This window comes from Bartonella gliris, from assembly GCF_045277155.1.
GTDB classification, from domain to species: Bacteria; Pseudomonadota; Alphaproteobacteria; order Rhizobiales; family Rhizobiaceae; genus Bartonella; species Bartonella gliris.
Genome location: NZ_CP123962.1, coordinates 1,509,013 through 1,527,144, shown reverse-complemented (window position 1 = coordinate 1,527,144; position 18,132 = coordinate 1,509,013). Strand labels below are relative to the sequence as shown.

The window sequence follows — 18,132 nt, the reverse complement described above, 5'->3', positions numbered from 1 at the left end:
ATCAATTTGTAAAAAAGTTTACAACTTGATTCACTGCTTGTTTTTCAAGCTTCCTCAACACAAACTTATCGTCGAAAAAACAGCTTAAAACAGATACTCCGGAGAAAATGCAAATGAACACTGTGACTGATCAAACACATGCTATATCCGTAAACCAATTGCGTGCTTTTATCGAACGTATTGAACGGCTAGAAGAAGAGAAAAAAACCATTTCTGATGATATTAAAGAGGTTTATGCCGAACTTAAAGGCTCTGGTTTTGATAGTAAGGCTGTTCGCAGCATTATACGGTTGCGCAAAAAAGAAGATCATGAACGAATGGAAGAAGAAGCCATCATCCAACTTTATAAAAACGCACTTGGAATGAGTTAACGCGGGGGATGAGTTAACGCTATAGCGTTTTTCTTCTTTCTTCACGTATAAATCAAGTTCCAACCATTTTTCTTCGTTTTACGCACAAGAATTTCCCTTCTCTGACAGTACTGTTATCAGTACTGTCAAAATCAGTACTGTCAAAAGTTGCACAAACAAGAAAACCACAAATGAAAGAAGAAGAAATCTTCCAATTCTATACAATATCCTGAGAGTAAGTTAACATCATTGAGAGCATGAAACATTCTTTCAAAATGAAGAGGGAATGAAAAATGCAAAAAAGGAATAATCCACTTGCATTTCTACCAGAAATTTTAGCAATTTATGCAACTTCTAACGATAATATCCGCAACATAATCGCACAATTTTGCAAAGGATTCCTTGAGAGATGTCTCTTTCAAAGAAAGAAATCTTTAAAAAAATCGAATAAGAAATGTCCCAATCCGCGCATTTCATTATCTCAGGGGAGAGAACTATGGCAATCAAAACAAAACGAACAATTTCCACATTGATCAGTTTAGCAGATGCTGATGAACTGTCTTCCTATTATCAGCGTAATGCGAACTTTCTTCGCCCTTTCGAACCGGCAAGATCTGATGATTATCACACCCTAACAGCTTGGGAAACACGCGCAAATACGTTCGCCTGTGAGAGTGCACAAGGGCAAGCATACCGCTATAGCGTACGATTGAAAAATGAGAGCACAATTATCGCCGTCGTTAACTTCACAAATATAGTGCGTGGTGTTTTTCAAGCTTGCTATCTTGGCTTTTCTCTTGATGAAAAACAACAAGGCAAAGGCCTCATGTTTGAGGTTTTATCAGCTCTGATACTCCATATCTTTCATGTTTATCACCTGCATAGAGTGATGGCAAACTATACACCTGAAAATATCAGAAGTGGAATTTTGTTGAAACGCCTTGGTTTTGAGAAAGAAGGATATGCCAGAGATTATCTGATGATTTCCGGTCAATGGAGAGACCACATTCTCACCTCTCGAAGAAATGAGGCATATCATAAAGCACGTCCTTCATGTAAAACATGAATGCCATTATGTTTCCAATTCACACGGCTTGTTTTAAGAAACATCCCTTATTGCTCTCAAGCCTATCTCAAGACAGCGCCTGTCAATCATGAAGAGTATAAACAGTAAAGCCATTATGCCCCCTCTTTACGCTTGTGAATGTGCAAGCTGGCACCCATCATACTTCTTTTCCCCCCTAATGTTACTACATCCCTTGCATTGGAAAGCATTCATAAGGAACATTTTTACGCCTTTCTTCAAGATTTTTATCCACACACCCACCCCGCTTGTGACATGCAAGAAGATGATTTGATTCAACATAAACAGATTTGCAAGGAGGGAATTTTACGGTATAAAGATCTCTCAGGTTCAATATCAAAAATGATTAATAATCCTTATCAATCAATTTGTTGTATGATCCCACGCATAGATCCAAATAAATAAAGTATGTTATAAGATATTTTCACCAGATTTTAAAACGTGATGAAACTCTCAGCCCTCACCAGATTCTGATAATGTTTCTTTTTCAATTTCTTCACGTAAAAGTTCAAGTTCCAGCCATTCTTCTTCTTTTTGCGCACAGCAACTTTTCTTCTCTTCCAGTATTTTGGATAAATGCTCAAAACGCTCTTTATCGTTGCAATAGAGTGCTGGATCAGAGAGTTCTTGTTCAATTGTTTTAATTTCGTCATGCAAAGCAGCGATTTGTTCAGGCAATTTTTCCAGTGCATAAACCTGCTTGTAAGATAATTTACGCGACGTCGTTTTTCCTCGTGCTGAAACATGTTGTGTATGATCACGCACACGAGGATTTGACAGCTCTCGCTGCGATAATTCTTTACGCGCTAACAGTGCCTCTTGCTTGCGTTGTGCCATCATATCGCTATAACCGCCCGCATATAAAATCCAGCGACCATCCCCTTGGGGTGCTAAGATATGGGTCACGGTTCGATCTAAAAAATCCCTGTCATGGCTCACCAACAACACGGTTCCAGCAAAATCGGCAATAAATTCTTGCAGCAAATCCAATGTTTCCATATCCAAATCATTGGTTGGTTCATCGAGAATCAAAAAGTTCGCTGGACGTGAAAGCAGCCGCGCAAGCATAAGACGGGCTCTTTCTCCACCTGACAATTCTTTGATGGGTGTACGTGCTTGTTCAGGTAAAAACAAAAAATCCTTCATATAAGAAACAACATGCCGCTCTTGCCCATTGATCAGAAGAGTTTCACCTCTACCACCTGTTAAATAATGCGCTAAAGTTTCTTTTTCATTTAAAATACGTTGTTGATCAAGCATGGCCATGGAGAGATTATAACCATGCTTCACCGTTCCACTATCAACCGCCTCCTTACCAATCAAAGCGGAAAGCAAAGTTGTCTTTCCAATCCCATTGGGACCGACCAGACCAATCCTGTCACCCCGCTGAATGCGCAAAGAGAAATCTTTCACAAGAACGCGCGCACCATAAGATTTTGAAATTCGCTTTGCTTCAAGCACCAATTGACCAGAATCATGACTTTTAGCAGCTGCCAAAAGCGCACTTCCAGAGGGTCCTTTATAAGTTTGATGCTGCTTTCTTAGTTCTTTTAACGCCCCCAAACGCCGCACATTACGTTTACGCCGTGCTGTTACTCCATAGCGCAACCATTGTTCTTCACGCGCAATCTGTCGTCCCAATTTATGTTGTTCTAGTGCTTCCTCTTCAAGAGCCTTATCGCGCCAATTTTCAAACTCCAAGAAACGCTTTTCCAGTCTTTTGGTCGTACCCCGATCCAACCATACCGTTGAACGCGTAACATTTTCTAAAAATCGCCGATCATGCGAAATCACCACAATCGCACAACGCAAAGAACACAAAACGCCTTCAAGCCATTCGATAGTTGGTAAATCGAGATGATTGGTTGGTTCATCCAAAAGAAGAATATCTGGTTTTGCAGCGATTGCTTGTAATAATGAAACGCGCCGCTTTTCACCCCCGGAAAGCGTTGCCAACTTTTCTGTTCCTGAAAAACCAAGATTTGCCAGAAGTGTGTTTATCCACTGCACATCAGGCATATCATCCAGACCAGATTCCACAGAGGCACGAATATCTTCAAAGCCTGAACAATCAGGGTTTTGTGATACATAACGAAGCGTCGCCCTCGGATGGCGAAAAATTTCCCCCTCACTCGGTTCACTCATTCCAGCGGCAATTTTTAACAGCGTCGATTTTCCACAGCCATTACGACCCACGAGGGCGATACGCGCCCCCTGCTCTACCGACAGACAAGCCTGGTTGAGCAAGGGAGCCTTTCCAAAGGTTAGGAAAATATGCTCAAGCCGCAGCAGCGGCACCGCCATTAACGAACGCGTCGAGGACAAGGTGCTTGATACAGTGCACCTCTTCCATCACGGTAAGTACACAATTGTGGTGTTACTTTGTGACGACAAGGCGCGTGATATAGCCGACCTTTATGTCCACGATACGTGCACAATTGTGACTGCTGCATAGCCTGAGGATGTCTTTTCTGATTTATAGCCTCACCTGTTACAGTCCCTGCAATGGCACCAAATGCTGCACCGGTAAGTGCCGCTCCAGGAGTGCTTCCAGCAATTGCTGTCCCTGCTAAAGCGCCCAATGCAGCTCCCCCAACACCGTAACGTGCAACACGTTGATCATTAACAGTACAAGCCGCTGAACTTAAACCAATGGCTGCAACAACGGCCACTTTTAAAATTGATTTTAACATATAAAAACTCTCCTTCTCGAGATCAAAGTATATCATTCATGCCAGCACTTAATCACTATGCCCCCCCCTACCTGATTCAAATCTACTGGAAGAGCTTTATGGAATAGGTACAGACACCAGCAATATAGCTTTTCCAGAACATAAATGACAAGAAAAAGTTCCACAAACACGATTAGACAGTGTTAAAGAAGATCCAAATGGTATATTTTTGCCACAAATTGGCCACTTTACGCCTGAGAGGGTTAATCCCTGTAAGTCAGAAAAACCGATAATACTAAAGAGACACCCTTCTGGCAAATCATACGAACACGAAAAAGGCTTTGGCAAAACCGGCCACCCTTCCTCAAAACCACTGGTCAATAACACTGAAATACCTTTTTCGGCCATCACCAGTGCTTGCGTCATATGAGAAAGACTATGATCGCTTCTTTCACCTCTAAAAGCACCACACAAAATAAGCTGTTTGGCACCCTTTTGCAAAGCTCTCTCACATGCCAGTGCACTATCGGTCATATCTTTATCAGAAGGAAAAACCTCGCGGGGAATATCATTATATTTGCGAACCAAAGCTTGATCAGAGGAATCAAAATCCCCCAACCATAACTCAGGCGTCACATTGAGCGCTTCAGCATGACGCATTCCACCATCGGCAGCAATCACTCGGCTGTTGCGAATTTGATTACGCAAACGATCGGTGATATAAATATCTCCATTTAACAATATTGTAAATGTTGTCATGATAGATTTCACCTTTCGTAATGCTTTCCTTTTAGATTATCTTTTTATAAAGAATAATCGTGATAGAGCCAAAAGAATCCTTTCCCAAAAGCTTTTTTATTGTAAATAAGACGTACGAAGATACCAATGAAATTTGTCAGAATACAATTAGAAAACAAGGTGCGCACTCATCAACACCAAATTTTTCAACGAACGTTCTTTTTTCATACCAGAATGTATAAAGCACCTTTCTTAAGCTTAATGCTTTTCCTTTGCGCTTGTCATACGGAGCTCTCTCCCAATGATATGCTTTCTTCTTACGATTCTTCTGCAAGAATCAATCACGCCCATGAGAACAATATCTATGCCTCATTAAGCGCTATACAACACCCCCGTATTTTGCAAATATATGGCGGCGCCTATCATGATGCAAAACTTGAACGCATGTTAGCAGATATTGTGCACAAACTCACTATTGCCTCACAAAATTCTCACCAAACCTATTTTATAACAATTTTAGACTCCGAAAGTGTCAATGCATTTGCCCTACCAGGCGGTTACATTTACTTAACCCGCGGCATGTTAGCATTGGCCAATGATTCTGCAGAAGTTGCCGCAATTTTAGCCCATGAGATCGCCCATATCATTGCCAATCACGGCATTTTACGCCTGCAAAAAGAAGCAGAATTGAAGAAAACAGATCGCTTGTCAGCAAATCTTCTCTCTCTCACCAGAAGAAAACGTCACAACACCATTGAAGACAAGCGACAACGCGCACAATTTTCACGCAACCAAGAACTGGAAGCCGATTCAATTGCACTCGAAATGCTTAAACGAGCAGGATATGATCCGTTTGCTTCCCCGCGCTTTCTCCAAACACTAGAAGCGTATAATGCCTTTCGTAATCTCTCAGGCACCACAAATGCTTCCTTAGATTTTCTAGCTACACATCCAACCACCCCGCAACGGATTCGCCTTGCTATAGAAAAAGCGCGTAAAATCAGTACAATGCACATGAGAAACACTGATCATGATTCTTTTCTCAAAAACATTGATGGCATGATTTTTGGAGGGAACTTTCATACAGGTTTTATACGAGAAAACCAATTTATTCACCCGCAATTGCGCGTAACTTTTTCCGTTCCAAACACCTTCACTATAGAAAATTCAGTGCACACTGTTTTGGCCAGCGGTCCAGGTAAAATTGCCATTCGTTTTGATGCTGTACCGCATCCACCTGAAATATCTGCGAGTGATTATTTGCAAAGCGGATGGATTGTGGGACTGGATAAATCCTCTGTTCGCCCAATCATAATTCAAGGTCTACCTGGAGCGCATGCTCGCGCAACCAATGAACAGTGGCAATTTGATGTAACTGTCATTGTGTTCAATAAACACATTTTTCGCTTCCTTACTGCTGCACCTCATGATTCTCAAAACTTTGAAGCCATTGCTAAAAGAACGCTACAAAGTTTTCATCCTCTCTCATCATCACAGTTAAACAAGTTGAAACCCTTGAGAATCCGTGTTTTACGCGTTAAAGAGGGAGAAAGCGTTGCAAGCTTTGCCAATAAAATGCAAAATACCGCGCATAAAGAAAAATTGTTTCGCATTCTGAATGCGCTCGCACCAACCGAAACTTTATCGGCAGGGACACACGTTAAAATTATCACACAGTAAAAATACAGTCTTTTTCATCATTTTCTGCACGCTTGATTCGCTTTTGTCTTCTTAAATGCCCCCCTGCTCTCTTAAGTATTTTTCACATTCATCCGTTCGGCCTTTAAATCAGCTTCATGGGACTCCTCCCCCCCCAATACATATATTCACTCTCAGTTTTTTTCTGAAAAACCCTCACTTGCTTACACATCATAAGCATCTGCCGAATTAGCAGTAAGCAAAGCAGAACGCAGCTTTTGCAAAGCCCGTGCTTCAATTTGACGCACGCGCTCTTTTGAGATTCCTAACTTTTCACCCAAAACTTCTAAAGTAGCGCCCTCTTCATTGAGGCGACGAAAACGAATAATTTCAAGTTCCCGTTCATTGAGAATTTGTAACGCATCATAAAGCCATTGTGTCCGTCGTTGACCGTCAATCACTTGCTCAATTAAAGCATCAGGAAGAGGACTATCATCTACAAGAGCATCCATTTTAGCAACAGGGTTATCACTGTTTTCAGAAACAGAAACACTCAATGAATTATCAGAACTAGAAAAACGGAAATCCATCGTTTCAACATCACGCACTGAAACACCAAGCTTTTCAGCGATTGTGCGAAAGACATCTTGTTTTGTCAGAGCGCTATCATCTTGCACCAGTTTTGCCCGCAAACGCCGAAGGTTAAAGAAAAGTGCTTTTTGCGAAGAACTGGTTCCTCCTCGCACGATTGACCAATTTCGTAAAATATAATCTTGAATAGAAGCACGTATCCACCATGTTGCATAAGTCGAAAAACGCACCTCCCGATCAGGCTCGAAACGTGCTGCAGCTTCCAATAGCCCCACATAACCTTCTTGAACCAAATCCCCCAGCGGCATTTTGAAACGTTTAAAACGATTAGCAATGGCAATCACCAAACGCATATGAGCCGCTGCAATTTGATGCATGGCCTCGTCATCGTGTTTGTCTTTCCATCGCAGAGCTAAATCATGCTCTTTTTGTCGTTCAAGATAAGGCGCTTGCATAGCAGAACGCATCATATTGCGTCCCAAACTTTTGTCTGTATCGCTATAGTTTTTGCTGCTTTTATAAACAGCATTTGAAAGATTACCCATAATAACCCCTTGCGATTAAAATTATCAAAGTTGATTTGGCAACGACATCACCGTTCTTTCCGAAAAAGAACGTATAAGTTGTTTGTTTTTATAGCGCTACTTTAGCGTGTATTTTTATAATCGCAATTGTTTTTTTATTGTTATGGTAAAACTTATTGTTATAAGATAACAGTTTCAGGCACAAAACGACGATATAAACACGCCTCTTACCCCAAGAAATGCGGGAGAAAGCTTTCTCTTCATCTTTTCAGTAACAGGCCAGCAAAAAAATAAAACAGATACTGTTTTGTTTGCTTGTCGGCTTCCTTACCTTTTGCGTAAAGAATTTATTTATGCTTCCAGCTCTATAATACAACTAATGCGTGTGTAAATATATAATAAAACATCCAAACTGAATGAAAACTGAATGAAAAAGGAAACACCTAAAGTTAAAACATCAAAAAAACGACAAGAATTATTGAAGCAAACGCACCAAACGTGTTAAAGGAGCAACACAATTATGCAATTGTCGAGAAGAAGCTTTTTACCAGCCTAGCACTGAGAAAGAAAATGATCATGGATAGCAAGATTGTTCAACAGAATGATATTCTTCAGGATGATATTCTTATTGAAAAATATGGAAGTGGCAAATTTGAAGGTTTTCGTTTTTATGCCAATAAGAACAATACTAATCAAGCAGCTGATACACAAAGTTTAGAAAATAATGAAAATTTGATTCTTGCTTTTTCCAAACGTGCAACGCGTTTTTGTGCTTGTGCCAATGGAGATTTTACCCTCAGTTCTGATGGCATTGTACGCTGGATTGGCCAACCTGTAGGTCAACTTGTTGCAACAGAAGATTTTTTAAAACCCAAACTCATTGTTTTAGCAGATACCCAATTAATGGGAGAAGCCCGCGATAAAGTGGTGAAACGATTAGAGCGTTTTATTACCTTTCATTTTGAAACAGCTTTAAAGCCACTTTTTGATTTGCGCAATGCTGATAGCTTGACGGCTTCAACCAACAGTCTTGCCTTACAACTTGTCAACTCTTTAGGAGTGATACCCCGTCGAGAAATAGCTGAAGTTGTCAAAAATCTTGATCAAGAATCGCGTGCAGTGCTCCGGCGGTTAGGTGTTCGTTTTGGCGCTTTTCATATCTATGTTGCAGGGATGATTAAACCAGCTCCGGTCCAGGCAATTACGCTCCTATGGAACCTTCAAAATGCGGGGCATGACCAAACTGGCTTGAGTGAAATTTTTACGGCTTTGTCTGCTGGACGAACTTCCCTCGTTGTGGACCCTACTTACAACCGCCAATTTTATCAGTTAGCTGGTTATCGAATCTTAGGTCAACGTGCTGTAAGGATTGATATTTTAGAACGTCTTGCTAACCTCATCCGCCCCGCACTTCATTGGAAACAAGGAACTGACCCCAAACCTGATGGAGCCTATGATGGCAAAAGTTTTTTTGCCACCCCAACGATGATGTCTATTCTTGGTGCCAATGGAACCGATATGGAAGAAATTCTAAAAGGGCTTGGTTATCAATCTCATACTATAAGCAGTGCTGTTTTTGAACAAAATCTCCTTGCACACAAAGCCTCTGTTCATACCTGTACAACGGCACAAGATATTTCTGCGGCAGAATTCGTTGGCGACCACTGGCAAACAATCTGCACATCTGAGACAACAGAGGGAGAAAAAGAAGCTTTGCCCACTTCTGTTGCAACACAGCCCGATACCACAGATTGTTTACCGGCAGCAGAACCTGTTGGCAATTTTGCCAAACAAAAACGCGTTGCAGCAGAAGATAAAGTTGTTTTACTATGGCGTTATAACCATCACTTTCACCACCAGACACACAAAAACCGTGATAAATCTGGACACAAGTGGCAAAACAAACAGAGAAAGACTTTTAAGAAAGGGGCAAGCGCAAATGAAAGCAGCCCTCAAGAAGCCATATCACACCCCAAACACTCTTATAGATCCAACAAACCGCACGCCAAACGCACGAATAATCAATCATCTCAGAGAGAAAAACGCCCTAATCCTGATTCCCCTTTTGCAAAATTAGCTGCGCTACGCGATCAACTCATAAAAGATAAAAGCGCGCATAACCTTTCTTCTAAAGGTCACTAAAATAAAAATGGAGTCCGATCTTGGCCTATGTAGTAACTGACAACTGCATTCACTGCAAATATACTGATTGCGTTGAAGTTTGCCCTGTTGATTGTTTTTATGAGGGTGAAAATATGCTTGTCATTCATCCCGATGAATGTATCGACTGTGGTGTCTGTGAACCAGAATGCCCAGCCGAAGCCATTAAACCTGACACAGAACCAGGGCTAGAAAAATGGCTCGAACTCAACCTCCATTATGCGACTAAGTGGCCTAATTTAACCACTAGGAAAGATCCTCTTCCTCAAGCAAAAGAAATGGATGGCGTTGTGAATAAATTAGAAAAGTATTTTTCAGAAAATCCAGGGAGTGGTGAATAATAATAATACAATGTACACCATGCGCTTTCAAAAAATGAGATCATTCTACTGTAAAAATAAAAATTCCTGGGTGAAATGATTGATTCTTCTGAATTTTGGTGTTAATGTTATTTTAACATGATCATCTTTCTGAGTATTTTTCTTTGCTTTCTTATTGTAAAGCAAAGGGTGTTTTCTTGGATTTAAAAGTACTTAACTTTTATGCTCATTAAATTAATGTAATATACTTGGTCAAAGAACACTCAACGTTCAGGCTTTTCGCCTGTTTTCCGGTACATTTGTTGGTCATAAAGGGAGTAAATTAAAATATGGCATCCCAACATGGAACTTCCTCCAATGTTAAAGGGTTTTCAACCTCTGAATATATCGTCTACCCAACCCATGGAGTAGGGCAGATTATAGCGATTGAAGATCAAGAAGTTGCAGGACATAAATTAAAACTTTTTGTTATTCATTTTGCTAAAGATAAAATGGATGTTAAAGTGCCAATTGCAAAAGCCATTTCCGTTGGAATGCGCAAATTATCCGCTGTTGATTCTGTTGAACGTGCATTAAAAATCTTGCATGGAAAAGCGCGAATTAAACGAACCATGTGGTCACGCCGCGCTCAAGAGTACGATGCTAAAATCAATTCGGGAGATCTTATTTGCATCGCTGAAGTGGTGCGTGATCTTTTTCGTTCCAATCTACAACCTGAACAATCTTATTCCGAACGCCAACTTTATACCGCTGCTCTCGACAGGATGGCGCGTGAAATTGCTGTTATTAATAGTCTTTCTGAAACAGAAGCTGTCAATCTCATAGAGATGCATCTCTCGAATAAGCCAAAGAGCGAATTTAAAACTGAAAGAGATAAGGCGGATGCAGAGAGCAAAGCTGTTTATGCTGTATAATCAAGAGTGAAATTTTGATAAAAGAGTGAAACCAGCAAAAAGCTGGTTTTATTTTTTTATGAATCAACCTCTATAGACAGAAAAAATTTAAGAGAAGATCTGCCAAGTTTCCCCATTGCCGCAATAAATTGATTTATAAAGATAATTCATTGTTTCGCATGTTGAGTGAGAATCTCGAATATCCCAAGATTCTCTCATTCCCAGCCTGTTTATATTAAATCAAACAAAATCATTCGTTTGCACGTCACAAACGTGGCTGGCGTGTGGATAAAAATCTTAAAGAAAGGCGTAAAAATGCCTCTTATGAACGCTCTCCAATGCAAGGGCTGTTGGAAAACATTGGGGGCTGACAAAGAGGTTGATGGTGCCAGCTTGCACCTTCACAAACGTAAAGAGATGTTTCTTTACAACAAGCGTGTGAATTGGCAACATAATAACGTTCTGTTTTAGCAGAGGCATTCTTGTTTTGCGTGAGGGACGTAACCCCATAACAGCACTTTATTGCTGGAATTAAGTGCGATATGAGCAAGAAAAGATATGCAATCTTATATCTTATGATAAAATTGATCTTTCACTCTTCACTTTTAGCCCTCTACCGGATACGCCCTTAAGAATATATTCTTGAGGAAAATGATCCTGCTACCAAGCTTATTTGCTAAGGTATTTCATTGATATCGATAAGAAAAAGGAGCTTTTATTATCGCCTCATACAGTGCACTCCACACAAAGCGCGCACAACCCTTTAAATTATCTGTCAAGAAAACAAGGAAGCTCCAAGAAAACTCTTCGCCCAACCAAAAAACCTTGTGCCCCCATATCCTCTCTGAGAAAGATAACAGAAAAGCACATTCCACTGACACTCTTACTTTCGTCTAAGTCAGATAAACTTTACCCATGTCAGAATACCAATGGTAAGAAAGAGAAAAATCTCAATCTTTAACTACTAAAACTGAACGTCCACGATACATTCCAGTTTTCAAATCAATATGATGAGGGCGACGCAGCTCACCAGAATTTTTATCCTCAATATAAGTCGGCGCCTTCAAGGCATCAGCCGAACGGCGCATACCCCGTTTCGACGGAGAGGTTTTTCGTTTAGGTACAGCCATAGAGAGACACTCCAAATCCACTAAAAAAGAAGAGGCAATGCCAAAAATGACAGAGCCTGTATCAAAAAAACTAGAAAATCTGACAGCCTTATACACTGATTAAAAAGAAGAGGCAATGTCAAAAATGGTAATACTATTACCACTATGAGCAAAAATACCAGTTTTATACACTCATGAAAGTCTTTTAATAAGACTTTCATTCAATTTTTTTTGGCTTTAACAGGAACTTCCGTATACAGTATGGAAAAGCACTAAAAGAAAAATTTGTTTTAAGAAACAGAGATGAAAGCCCACACAAACTGCCTATAATAAGATAAGGTGGGTGCTTTATCCTCTAAATTCTAGGATTCCCTTTTTGCAGAAAATAAAGGAAGCAAGAATGCACGAATTCACCACCCTTCTTGCAAAACATGCCCACACTATTGAAAGGCGACTTGACACGCTGTTAAATGATCAAGTCCAAAATGGTGAAATTTCCCGCCCTGAAATTTTAATCAAAGCCATGCGTCATGGTGTGCTGAACGGCGGTAAGCGCCTGCGTCCTTTTCTTGTTATACAAAGCGCTGCCCTTTTTGATATCCCTGCGGAACACGCTCTTGATGTCGCCTGTGCCTTAGAGTGTGTCCACTGTTATTCACTTATTCATGATGATCTCCCCGCCATGGATAATGACACACTTCGACGTGGAAAACCTACCGTCCACATAGCATTCGATGAAGCAACCGCGATTCTAGCAGGCAACGCCCTCCTGACTTTTGCCTTTGAAATCATTGCCCACAAAGCCTGTGCACTCTCTTATGAAACCAGAATACAGCTGATCACAGTACTTGCCCAATCAGCAGGGCTTGGCGGCATGTTAGGCGGGCAAATGCTCGACCTTGAAGCGGAAAAAAAACCGCAAGACAGCAACAACATCCTCATTCTACAACGCATGAAAACAGCTGCTCTTATAAGCTTTGCATGCCAAGCAGGAGCAATCATTGGCAATGCTTCGAAAACACTGACCAAAAACCTTGCTGATTTTGGTACATATATCGGGCTTGCTTTTCAATTGACGGACGACCTGCTTGATATCACCACCAGCACCGAAATTTTAGGAAAAACTGCCGGTAAAGATAAAACGGCAGACAAAGCCACTTTTATTCGTCTTTACGGCATTGAAGAAACACAAAAAAAACGAGACAAACTCATCACTCAAGCAGAAACACTTCTACATCCTTTTGGAGCCAAAGCAAAACCGCTCCAACAAGCAGCTCGCTTTAGTGCAACACGCAAACATTAAGACATCAACATAAAAAGAAAGGAAGCAAAAAAACCTTTTCTTTATTCAAGCCTTGTCGACATTTTCTGTTTGCCCTTGTGCAAAGCGTGTATGAATATAGTCACTTAAGAGAGCTTCAAATTCCTCCGCAATATTGTTGCCACGCAAAGTCTTCACCTTTTTGCCATCAATAAAGACAGGCGCCGCTGGATTTTCACCCATTCCCGGCAATGAAATTCCAATATCAGCATGCTTGGACTCGCCTGGTCCATTGACGATACACCCCATCACTGCAACCTTTAACCCTTCAACACCAGGGTATTTTTCACGCCACACGGGCATATTTTTACACAAATTCTCTTCAATTTTCTGTGCCAATTGCTGAAAAACTGTCGATGTTGTGCGACCACATCCAGGACAAGCAGTAACCACAGGAAGAAATTGCCGAAATCCCATCACTTGTAAAAGCTCTTGACCAACTTTCACTTCCCGTGTCCGATCTCCACCAGGCTCAGGTGTTAATGAAATACGAATTGTATCCCCAATCCCTTGTTGTAACAAAATTCCCAAAGCCACAGAAGAAGCAACAATACCCTTTGTTCCCATACCCGCTTCGGTTAATCCCAAATGGAGCGCATAATCACAACGCTCTGCCAAGCTACAGTAAACAGCCACGAGATCCTGGACATCACTCACTTTCGCTGAAAGAATAATTTTATCACGTCCCAACCCCAACTCTTCAGCCCAAACAGCGGAATGCAGAGCTGACTGAACGACAGCCTCCCGCATAACTTCAGCAACAGATAACGGTTTTTCTTGTTGCGCATTCTCATCCATAAGCTGTGTTAACAACACATTATCAAGGGAGCCCCAATTCACACCAATTCGAATAGCTTTACGATGTCGGCAGGCAATCTCGATAATTTCTGCAAATTGGCGATCCTTTTTTGCTCCAAACCCAACATTTCCAGGATTGATTCGATATTTTGCAAGCACCTCAGCACATGCGGGATGTTCTGATAAAAGTTTGTGCCCAATATAATGAAAATCCCCTACCAATGGCACAACAATACCTAATTGTTCCAACCGCTCTTGTATTTTTGGTACAGCAGCAGCAGCTTCATCACGATCAACGGTGATCCGCACCAATTGCGAACCTGCCCGCCAAAGAGCAGCAATTTGTTCAACGGTTGCATCAACATCGGCAGTATCAGTATTGGTCATTGACTGAACAACTATCGGATGATGACCACCAACAACCACATCACCCACCGCGACAGCGACAGACCGACGACGCTCGAAAGGTTTGGATAAAGAATACGCTGTGCCCATCAAGACCTCAAATTTTCAAAGCATCCCCCCCTCGATCATCATATCTATATCTATAACACAATTTGAAAAAACAGATTAAAGAAAATTACCACATTTAGCAACAATTCTTGATTGTTACTCCTGACAGATAAATAGCGCAATCAATGCAACTTTTCAATTTTCAAGCCGTTATATAAAAACCCCAAATACAATTCTAATTGTCATAAAACATTTAATTGTCATAAAACAGTACAAAACATGAAGGAGGAAACCCATGGGTCTATTTTCGAGCCATAGCAAAAATGCTAAAATTAAAAAACGTATTGCACAATTAAAAAATGAACTCGTCCCCGTGAATCGTTGGCATTCTGAGAATAGCAATTTCGAATACATGTCTGACATGTTTGACACATGGAAACAAAAAGGCCATCACGCGCTTTGCCACCTCAACGAGCATGCGATACAATTGAAGAAAAAAGCAAAAGAAAACCCTAAAACAACTCTTGCATTGGCTACAGGATTAGCTCTAGCGGGATTCTTGCTGGTACGTAAAAATTAAAACACACCAACGATAAAACTTTTCCCAACCACAAGATCTTCCCATGCCCGCTTCAACGCGGGCATTTTTCTATGCTTTTGAGAAAAGAAGATAAAACATCACGACCTTTTCAGTTCAGAAAATATTTTAAGATATGCGTCCAAGCAAACCAAACAAAATCTTCCAAAGTAAATGCCCATTTGCTATAAGCAAAAGGTATAAAAATCAAACTTAAAAGACCCAAAATCTTACCCTCCAGAAGCGCGTTTTGAAGTATCTACATATGTAACTACAGACATACCAGGAATAAGTTTCTCAGCCCCTGGCTGTCCAGGATCTAAAGCAATCCGAACTGAAATACGTTGTGCAATTTTGATGAAATTACCGATTGTAGTATCCGTTTTCAACAACGAAAATTCAGAGCCTGTCGCAGGTGCGAAACGAACCACACGTCCTGTTAATTTTTGATTGTTCAACGCATCAACAGAAAAAATAACAGGTTGCCCAACACGCATCTGAGAAAGTTGCGTTTCTTTATAATTGGCAATAATCCAAACGTCATCAGAAATGACCGATACCAATTGCGTACCAGGCAAAACATATTGTCCTACCCGCGCACCAATCACCCCAACATGTCCGGTTTTAGGAGATACAATCTTTGTATGCTTCAAATTAAGCTTAGCCAATTCAACACCAACTTTTGCTCCAGCAACTTCTGACTGTAAACTTTGTCGTTCAAGATCCAATTGTTTTTGCAATTGGCGTTTTGTTTCAAGTGCAGCCAATAATTGCGAAAGAGGACGAGAAACTGAACTCGAAGCATCGGCAAAGCTTGACTTTTTATGTTCAGGAAGCATATTTTCGAATGCTTTTGACCGTGTCAGTTCTGCTTCTGCTGTATTAATTTCTCCCTGTAAAAGCTGAGCCTGCAACCCAATACTTGCAAGTTTTGCACTTTTTGAATCCAAAATAGCCTGTGCCCGCGCAAGCTGTTGACGAAAGAGGGAATCATCAAGTTCAAATAAAAGCATTCCCTGTTCAACGCGTTGATAATCTTGCACATAAACCCGCGCAACCACACCAGAGATCTGTGAACTTACCAAAGTAACATTGCCCTTAACGGAAGCATTATCGGTTATTTGAATTGTACTGACAAAAGGAGGAAGTTTCCAAGCCCATAAAATCAGCAAAACACCCGTAACACCTGATAGGAATGCAATCATTGTCGCTTTTGACCGTAACGCTTTTATCATTTTTTGCACTCCCCTTCACTGACATTGCTGTGCTTTTTGCATGCACCCAAAGAGCATGACTTTAAAAATACTTTGGCAAGAAAAATAGCAAATACAACTGTTGCAATATAAAAATAAAGCCGAAAAACATCATCGTAAGCAAAAATATTTGCTGTTAACTTAAACTTCTCAAGCAACCTAGGCAGTCCTTGTTCATCCCCCAAATGATAGGGGACAGAAACACCATAAGAAGGCGAAAATAAGGTATTTATCTCACCTGAAATAAAGGGATCCGTACCAACAATATTTTGTGTTAAAGACTCAAAATTCTTATGGGCGAAAAAAAGCTGCAGACTGCCAAAAAAAGCCGACCCCATTAATCCCCCCGTCACTTGCGTCAGCAGAAAAACAGCAATAAAACTTAAAACATAACTCGGTCCTCGCTTATTGGCTATGACAAACCCCTTAGAAAGAGCAGGAGGTAAAAAAAGTGCATAACTAAAACTGATCAATCCTTGACTCAACATCATATCTTTCGGAAGCGTAAACTGGTTCACATGACTGTCTAAATAAGCTCCCAGCGCCAAACAACTCAAAGATAAAAGATAAAAATAGTCCTCACGACCAGAGCGTAAAAAAAAGACACAAACCGCACCCCCTAAAAGGGTACCCAATATAATCGCAAGATACATAGGCGCCATCTCACGATTTAACAAACCAAAAAGATTAAAAAATTCTGCTGCTAAAGTTGACCGCTCTAATAAAAAAACGTGAAAAACCAATAAAATGAGAACAGATTGCAGCATTTCTTTACTGAAAAGCCAGCGTAAATCAATCAATGGTTTTTCTCTATTAAGCTCAATAATCGTTGCCGTGACCAAAGAGAAAACAGCAAGCGCCAGTCCCCACCCAATCCATGGGGCCTCATACCACCAATATAACCTACCAACAGACATAATCACGGCATTGAGTCCAAGACCAAATGCAATCAAACTATAACTCACCCAATCTAACCTCTGAATAACCTTGTTGCGTACAACGGGGGTAAGAGGAAGAGCATAGATACATCCCAAACTGATAAGAACCAAGCCCATTTCCAACGCCGAAAGACTAGAAAATCCACCACTTTCTAATAAATCAGGTGAAATCAAACGTGATAAGGGAACTGCTAAAGCCGCATTCATATAGTTCAAACTAAGAGCAATAGTAAACTTTTTTGCTGGTGCAAAAGCCTCCATCATATAAAGCAGTGCTAAGGAAGCCAATGGTGCCGCCGCAATACCAGCAAAAAAACGAATAATCAGTGCGGAACGTAAATCGGTAACAAAGAGCTGTAAAATGCAGACTAAAACGAAACTAAGGATTGATAATTCAGCAAAAGCACGAAGCCCAAACTGGTAACGAATCTTGATCAACATGATGGCAACACTGACATTTGGTGCCATATAGGCAGCAACCAACCATGTAGTTTCAGTCAAGGTCGCGTGGAAGTCGCCGGTAAGATAGATAATATTAGACTGAACAATATTCGCCCCTAAGCCATAAGCCCACTGCAAAATAAAAGAGGCTAAAATATAAACAAAACATTTCGGCAAAGGGCCTGCAAAAACGACGCCTGGATGAGGAAAAGGCTTTCCCATCCTTTTAGTACTTTTTCTGCCACTCACGTCACCTTGTCCCGCATAATCCG

General features: G+C 40.8%; 16 protein-coding genes. 8 read left to right on the top strand and 8 right to left on the bottom strand.

Features of this window, described 5'->3' with window-relative positions:
* The first annotated feature begins 113 nt into the window (after positions 1-113).
* Both QHG54_RS06805 and rimJ read left to right on the top strand, forming a co-directional pair.
* The gene (locus QHG54_RS06805; protein ID WP_317993900.1) at positions 114-371 is read left to right on the top strand and encodes a DUF2312 domain-containing protein; all 258 of its coding nucleotides are present in this window, start codon (positions 114-116) and stop codon (positions 369-371) included.
* A 475-nt stretch (positions 372-846) separates the two neighbouring features.
* A complete protein-coding gene (gene rimJ / locus QHG54_RS06800; RefSeq protein WP_406604075.1) occupies positions 847-1,416 on the top strand; it encodes a ribosomal protein S5-alanine N-acetyltransferase in 570 nt (189 codons plus the stop codon).
* A gap of 471 nt (positions 1,417-1,887) precedes the next feature.
* Here the strand turns inward: rimJ and QHG54_RS06795 are convergent, their stop codons facing one another.
* The 3 genes from QHG54_RS06795 to QHG54_RS06785 all read right to left on the bottom strand — a co-directional run bounded on the left by QHG54_RS06795 (position 1,888) and on the right by QHG54_RS06785 (position 4,865).
* Positions 1,888-3,738 (bottom strand): ABC-F family ATP-binding cassette domain-containing protein, encoded by a 1,851-nt coding sequence (locus QHG54_RS06795; RefSeq protein WP_317993901.1) that lies wholly within the window; start codon positions 3,736-3,738, stop codon positions 1,888-1,890.
* A complete protein-coding gene (locus QHG54_RS06790) occupies positions 3,738-4,127 on the bottom strand; it encodes a hypothetical protein (protein ID WP_317993902.1) in 390 nt (129 codons plus the stop codon). The genes QHG54_RS06795 and QHG54_RS06790 overlap by 1 nt, the downstream gene beginning before the upstream one ends.
* A gap of 96 nt (positions 4,128-4,223) precedes the next feature.
* Positions 4,224-4,865: a thiamine diphosphokinase gene (locus tag QHG54_RS06785; protein ID WP_317993903.1), complete on the bottom strand. Its 642-nt coding sequence runs from the start codon at positions 4,863-4,865 to the stop codon at positions 4,224-4,226.
* Positions 4,866-4,991: 126 nt separating this feature from the next.
* Here QHG54_RS06785 and QHG54_RS06780 point away from each other — a divergent pair, with 126 nt between their 5' ends.
* Entirely contained in the window at positions 4,992-6,524 is a 1,533-nt protein-coding gene (locus tag QHG54_RS06780; protein WP_317993904.1) for a M48 family metalloprotease, read from the top strand.
* A 182-nt stretch (positions 6,525-6,706) separates the two neighbouring features.
* Here QHG54_RS06780 and QHG54_RS06775 read toward each other — a convergent pair whose 3' ends face one another.
* The gene (locus QHG54_RS06775) at positions 6,707-7,618 is read right to left on the bottom strand and encodes an RNA polymerase factor sigma-32 (protein WP_317993905.1); all 912 of its coding nucleotides are present in this window, start codon (positions 7,616-7,618) and stop codon (positions 6,707-6,709) included.
* Positions 7,619-8,173: 555 nt separating this feature from the next.
* Here QHG54_RS06775 and QHG54_RS06770 point away from each other — a divergent pair.
* From QHG54_RS06770 to QHG54_RS06760, 3 genes are all read left to right on the top strand, one after another.
* On the top strand, positions 8,174-9,739 hold the full coding sequence (locus QHG54_RS06770) for a hypothetical protein (RefSeq protein WP_406604074.1): 1,566 nt from the start codon (positions 8,174-8,176) through the stop codon (positions 9,737-9,739).
* Positions 9,740-9,759: 20 nt separating this feature from the next.
* The gene (gene fdxA / locus QHG54_RS06765; protein WP_317993907.1) at positions 9,760-10,098 is read left to right on the top strand and encodes a ferredoxin FdxA; all 339 of its coding nucleotides are present in this window, start codon (positions 9,760-9,762) and stop codon (positions 10,096-10,098) included.
* Between the two features lie 308 nt (positions 10,099-10,406).
* On the top strand, positions 10,407-10,991 hold the full coding sequence (locus tag QHG54_RS06760; RefSeq protein ID WP_317993908.1) for a CarD family transcriptional regulator: 585 nt from the start codon (positions 10,407-10,409) through the stop codon (positions 10,989-10,991).
* A 929-nt stretch (positions 10,992-11,920) separates the two neighbouring features.
* Here the strand turns inward: QHG54_RS06760 and rpmF are convergent.
* Positions 11,921-12,100, bottom strand: coding sequence for a 50S ribosomal protein L32 (gene rpmF, locus QHG54_RS06755; protein WP_006923500.1), 180 nt, complete (start codon positions 12,098-12,100; stop codon positions 11,921-11,923).
* A 379-nt stretch (positions 12,101-12,479) separates the two neighbouring features.
* Here rpmF and QHG54_RS06750 point away from each other — a divergent pair, with 379 nt between their 5' ends.
* Positions 12,480-13,382 carry a farnesyl diphosphate synthase gene (locus tag QHG54_RS06750; protein ID WP_317993909.1) on the top strand — a complete coding sequence of 301 codons (903 nt, stop codon included), beginning with the start codon at positions 12,480-12,482 and terminating at the stop codon, positions 13,380-13,382.
* A 45-nt stretch (positions 13,383-13,427) separates the two neighbouring features.
* Here the strand turns inward: QHG54_RS06750 and ispG are convergent, their stop codons facing one another.
* Complete coding sequence (ispG, locus tag QHG54_RS06745; protein ID WP_317993910.1) at positions 13,428-14,693, bottom strand: flavodoxin-dependent (E)-4-hydroxy-3-methylbut-2-enyl-diphosphate synthase; 1,266 nt, start codon at positions 14,691-14,693, stop codon at positions 13,428-13,430.
* Positions 14,694-14,946: 253 nt separating this feature from the next.
* Between ispG and QHG54_RS06740 the strand changes: the two genes are divergently transcribed.
* Positions 14,947-15,231: a hypothetical protein gene (locus QHG54_RS06740; RefSeq protein ID WP_317993911.1), complete on the top strand. Its 285-nt coding sequence runs from the start codon at positions 14,947-14,949 to the stop codon at positions 15,229-15,231.
* Between the two features lie 227 nt (positions 15,232-15,458).
* On the opposite strand, the gene QHG54_RS06735 is transcribed toward QHG54_RS06740, so the two are convergent.
* Both QHG54_RS06735 and QHG54_RS06730 read right to left on the bottom strand, forming a co-directional pair.
* Positions 15,459-16,463, bottom strand: a complete 1,005-nt coding sequence (locus QHG54_RS06735; RefSeq protein WP_317993912.1) for an HlyD family secretion protein — start codon at positions 16,461-16,463, stop codon at positions 15,459-15,461.
* Positions 16,460-18,082, bottom strand: a complete 1,623-nt coding sequence (locus tag QHG54_RS06730; RefSeq protein WP_396335811.1) for an MFS transporter — start codon at positions 18,080-18,082, stop codon at positions 16,460-16,462. Before QHG54_RS06730 ends, QHG54_RS06735 begins: the two co-directional genes overlap by 4 nt.
* Between the last annotated feature and the right edge of the window lie 50 nt (positions 18,083-18,132).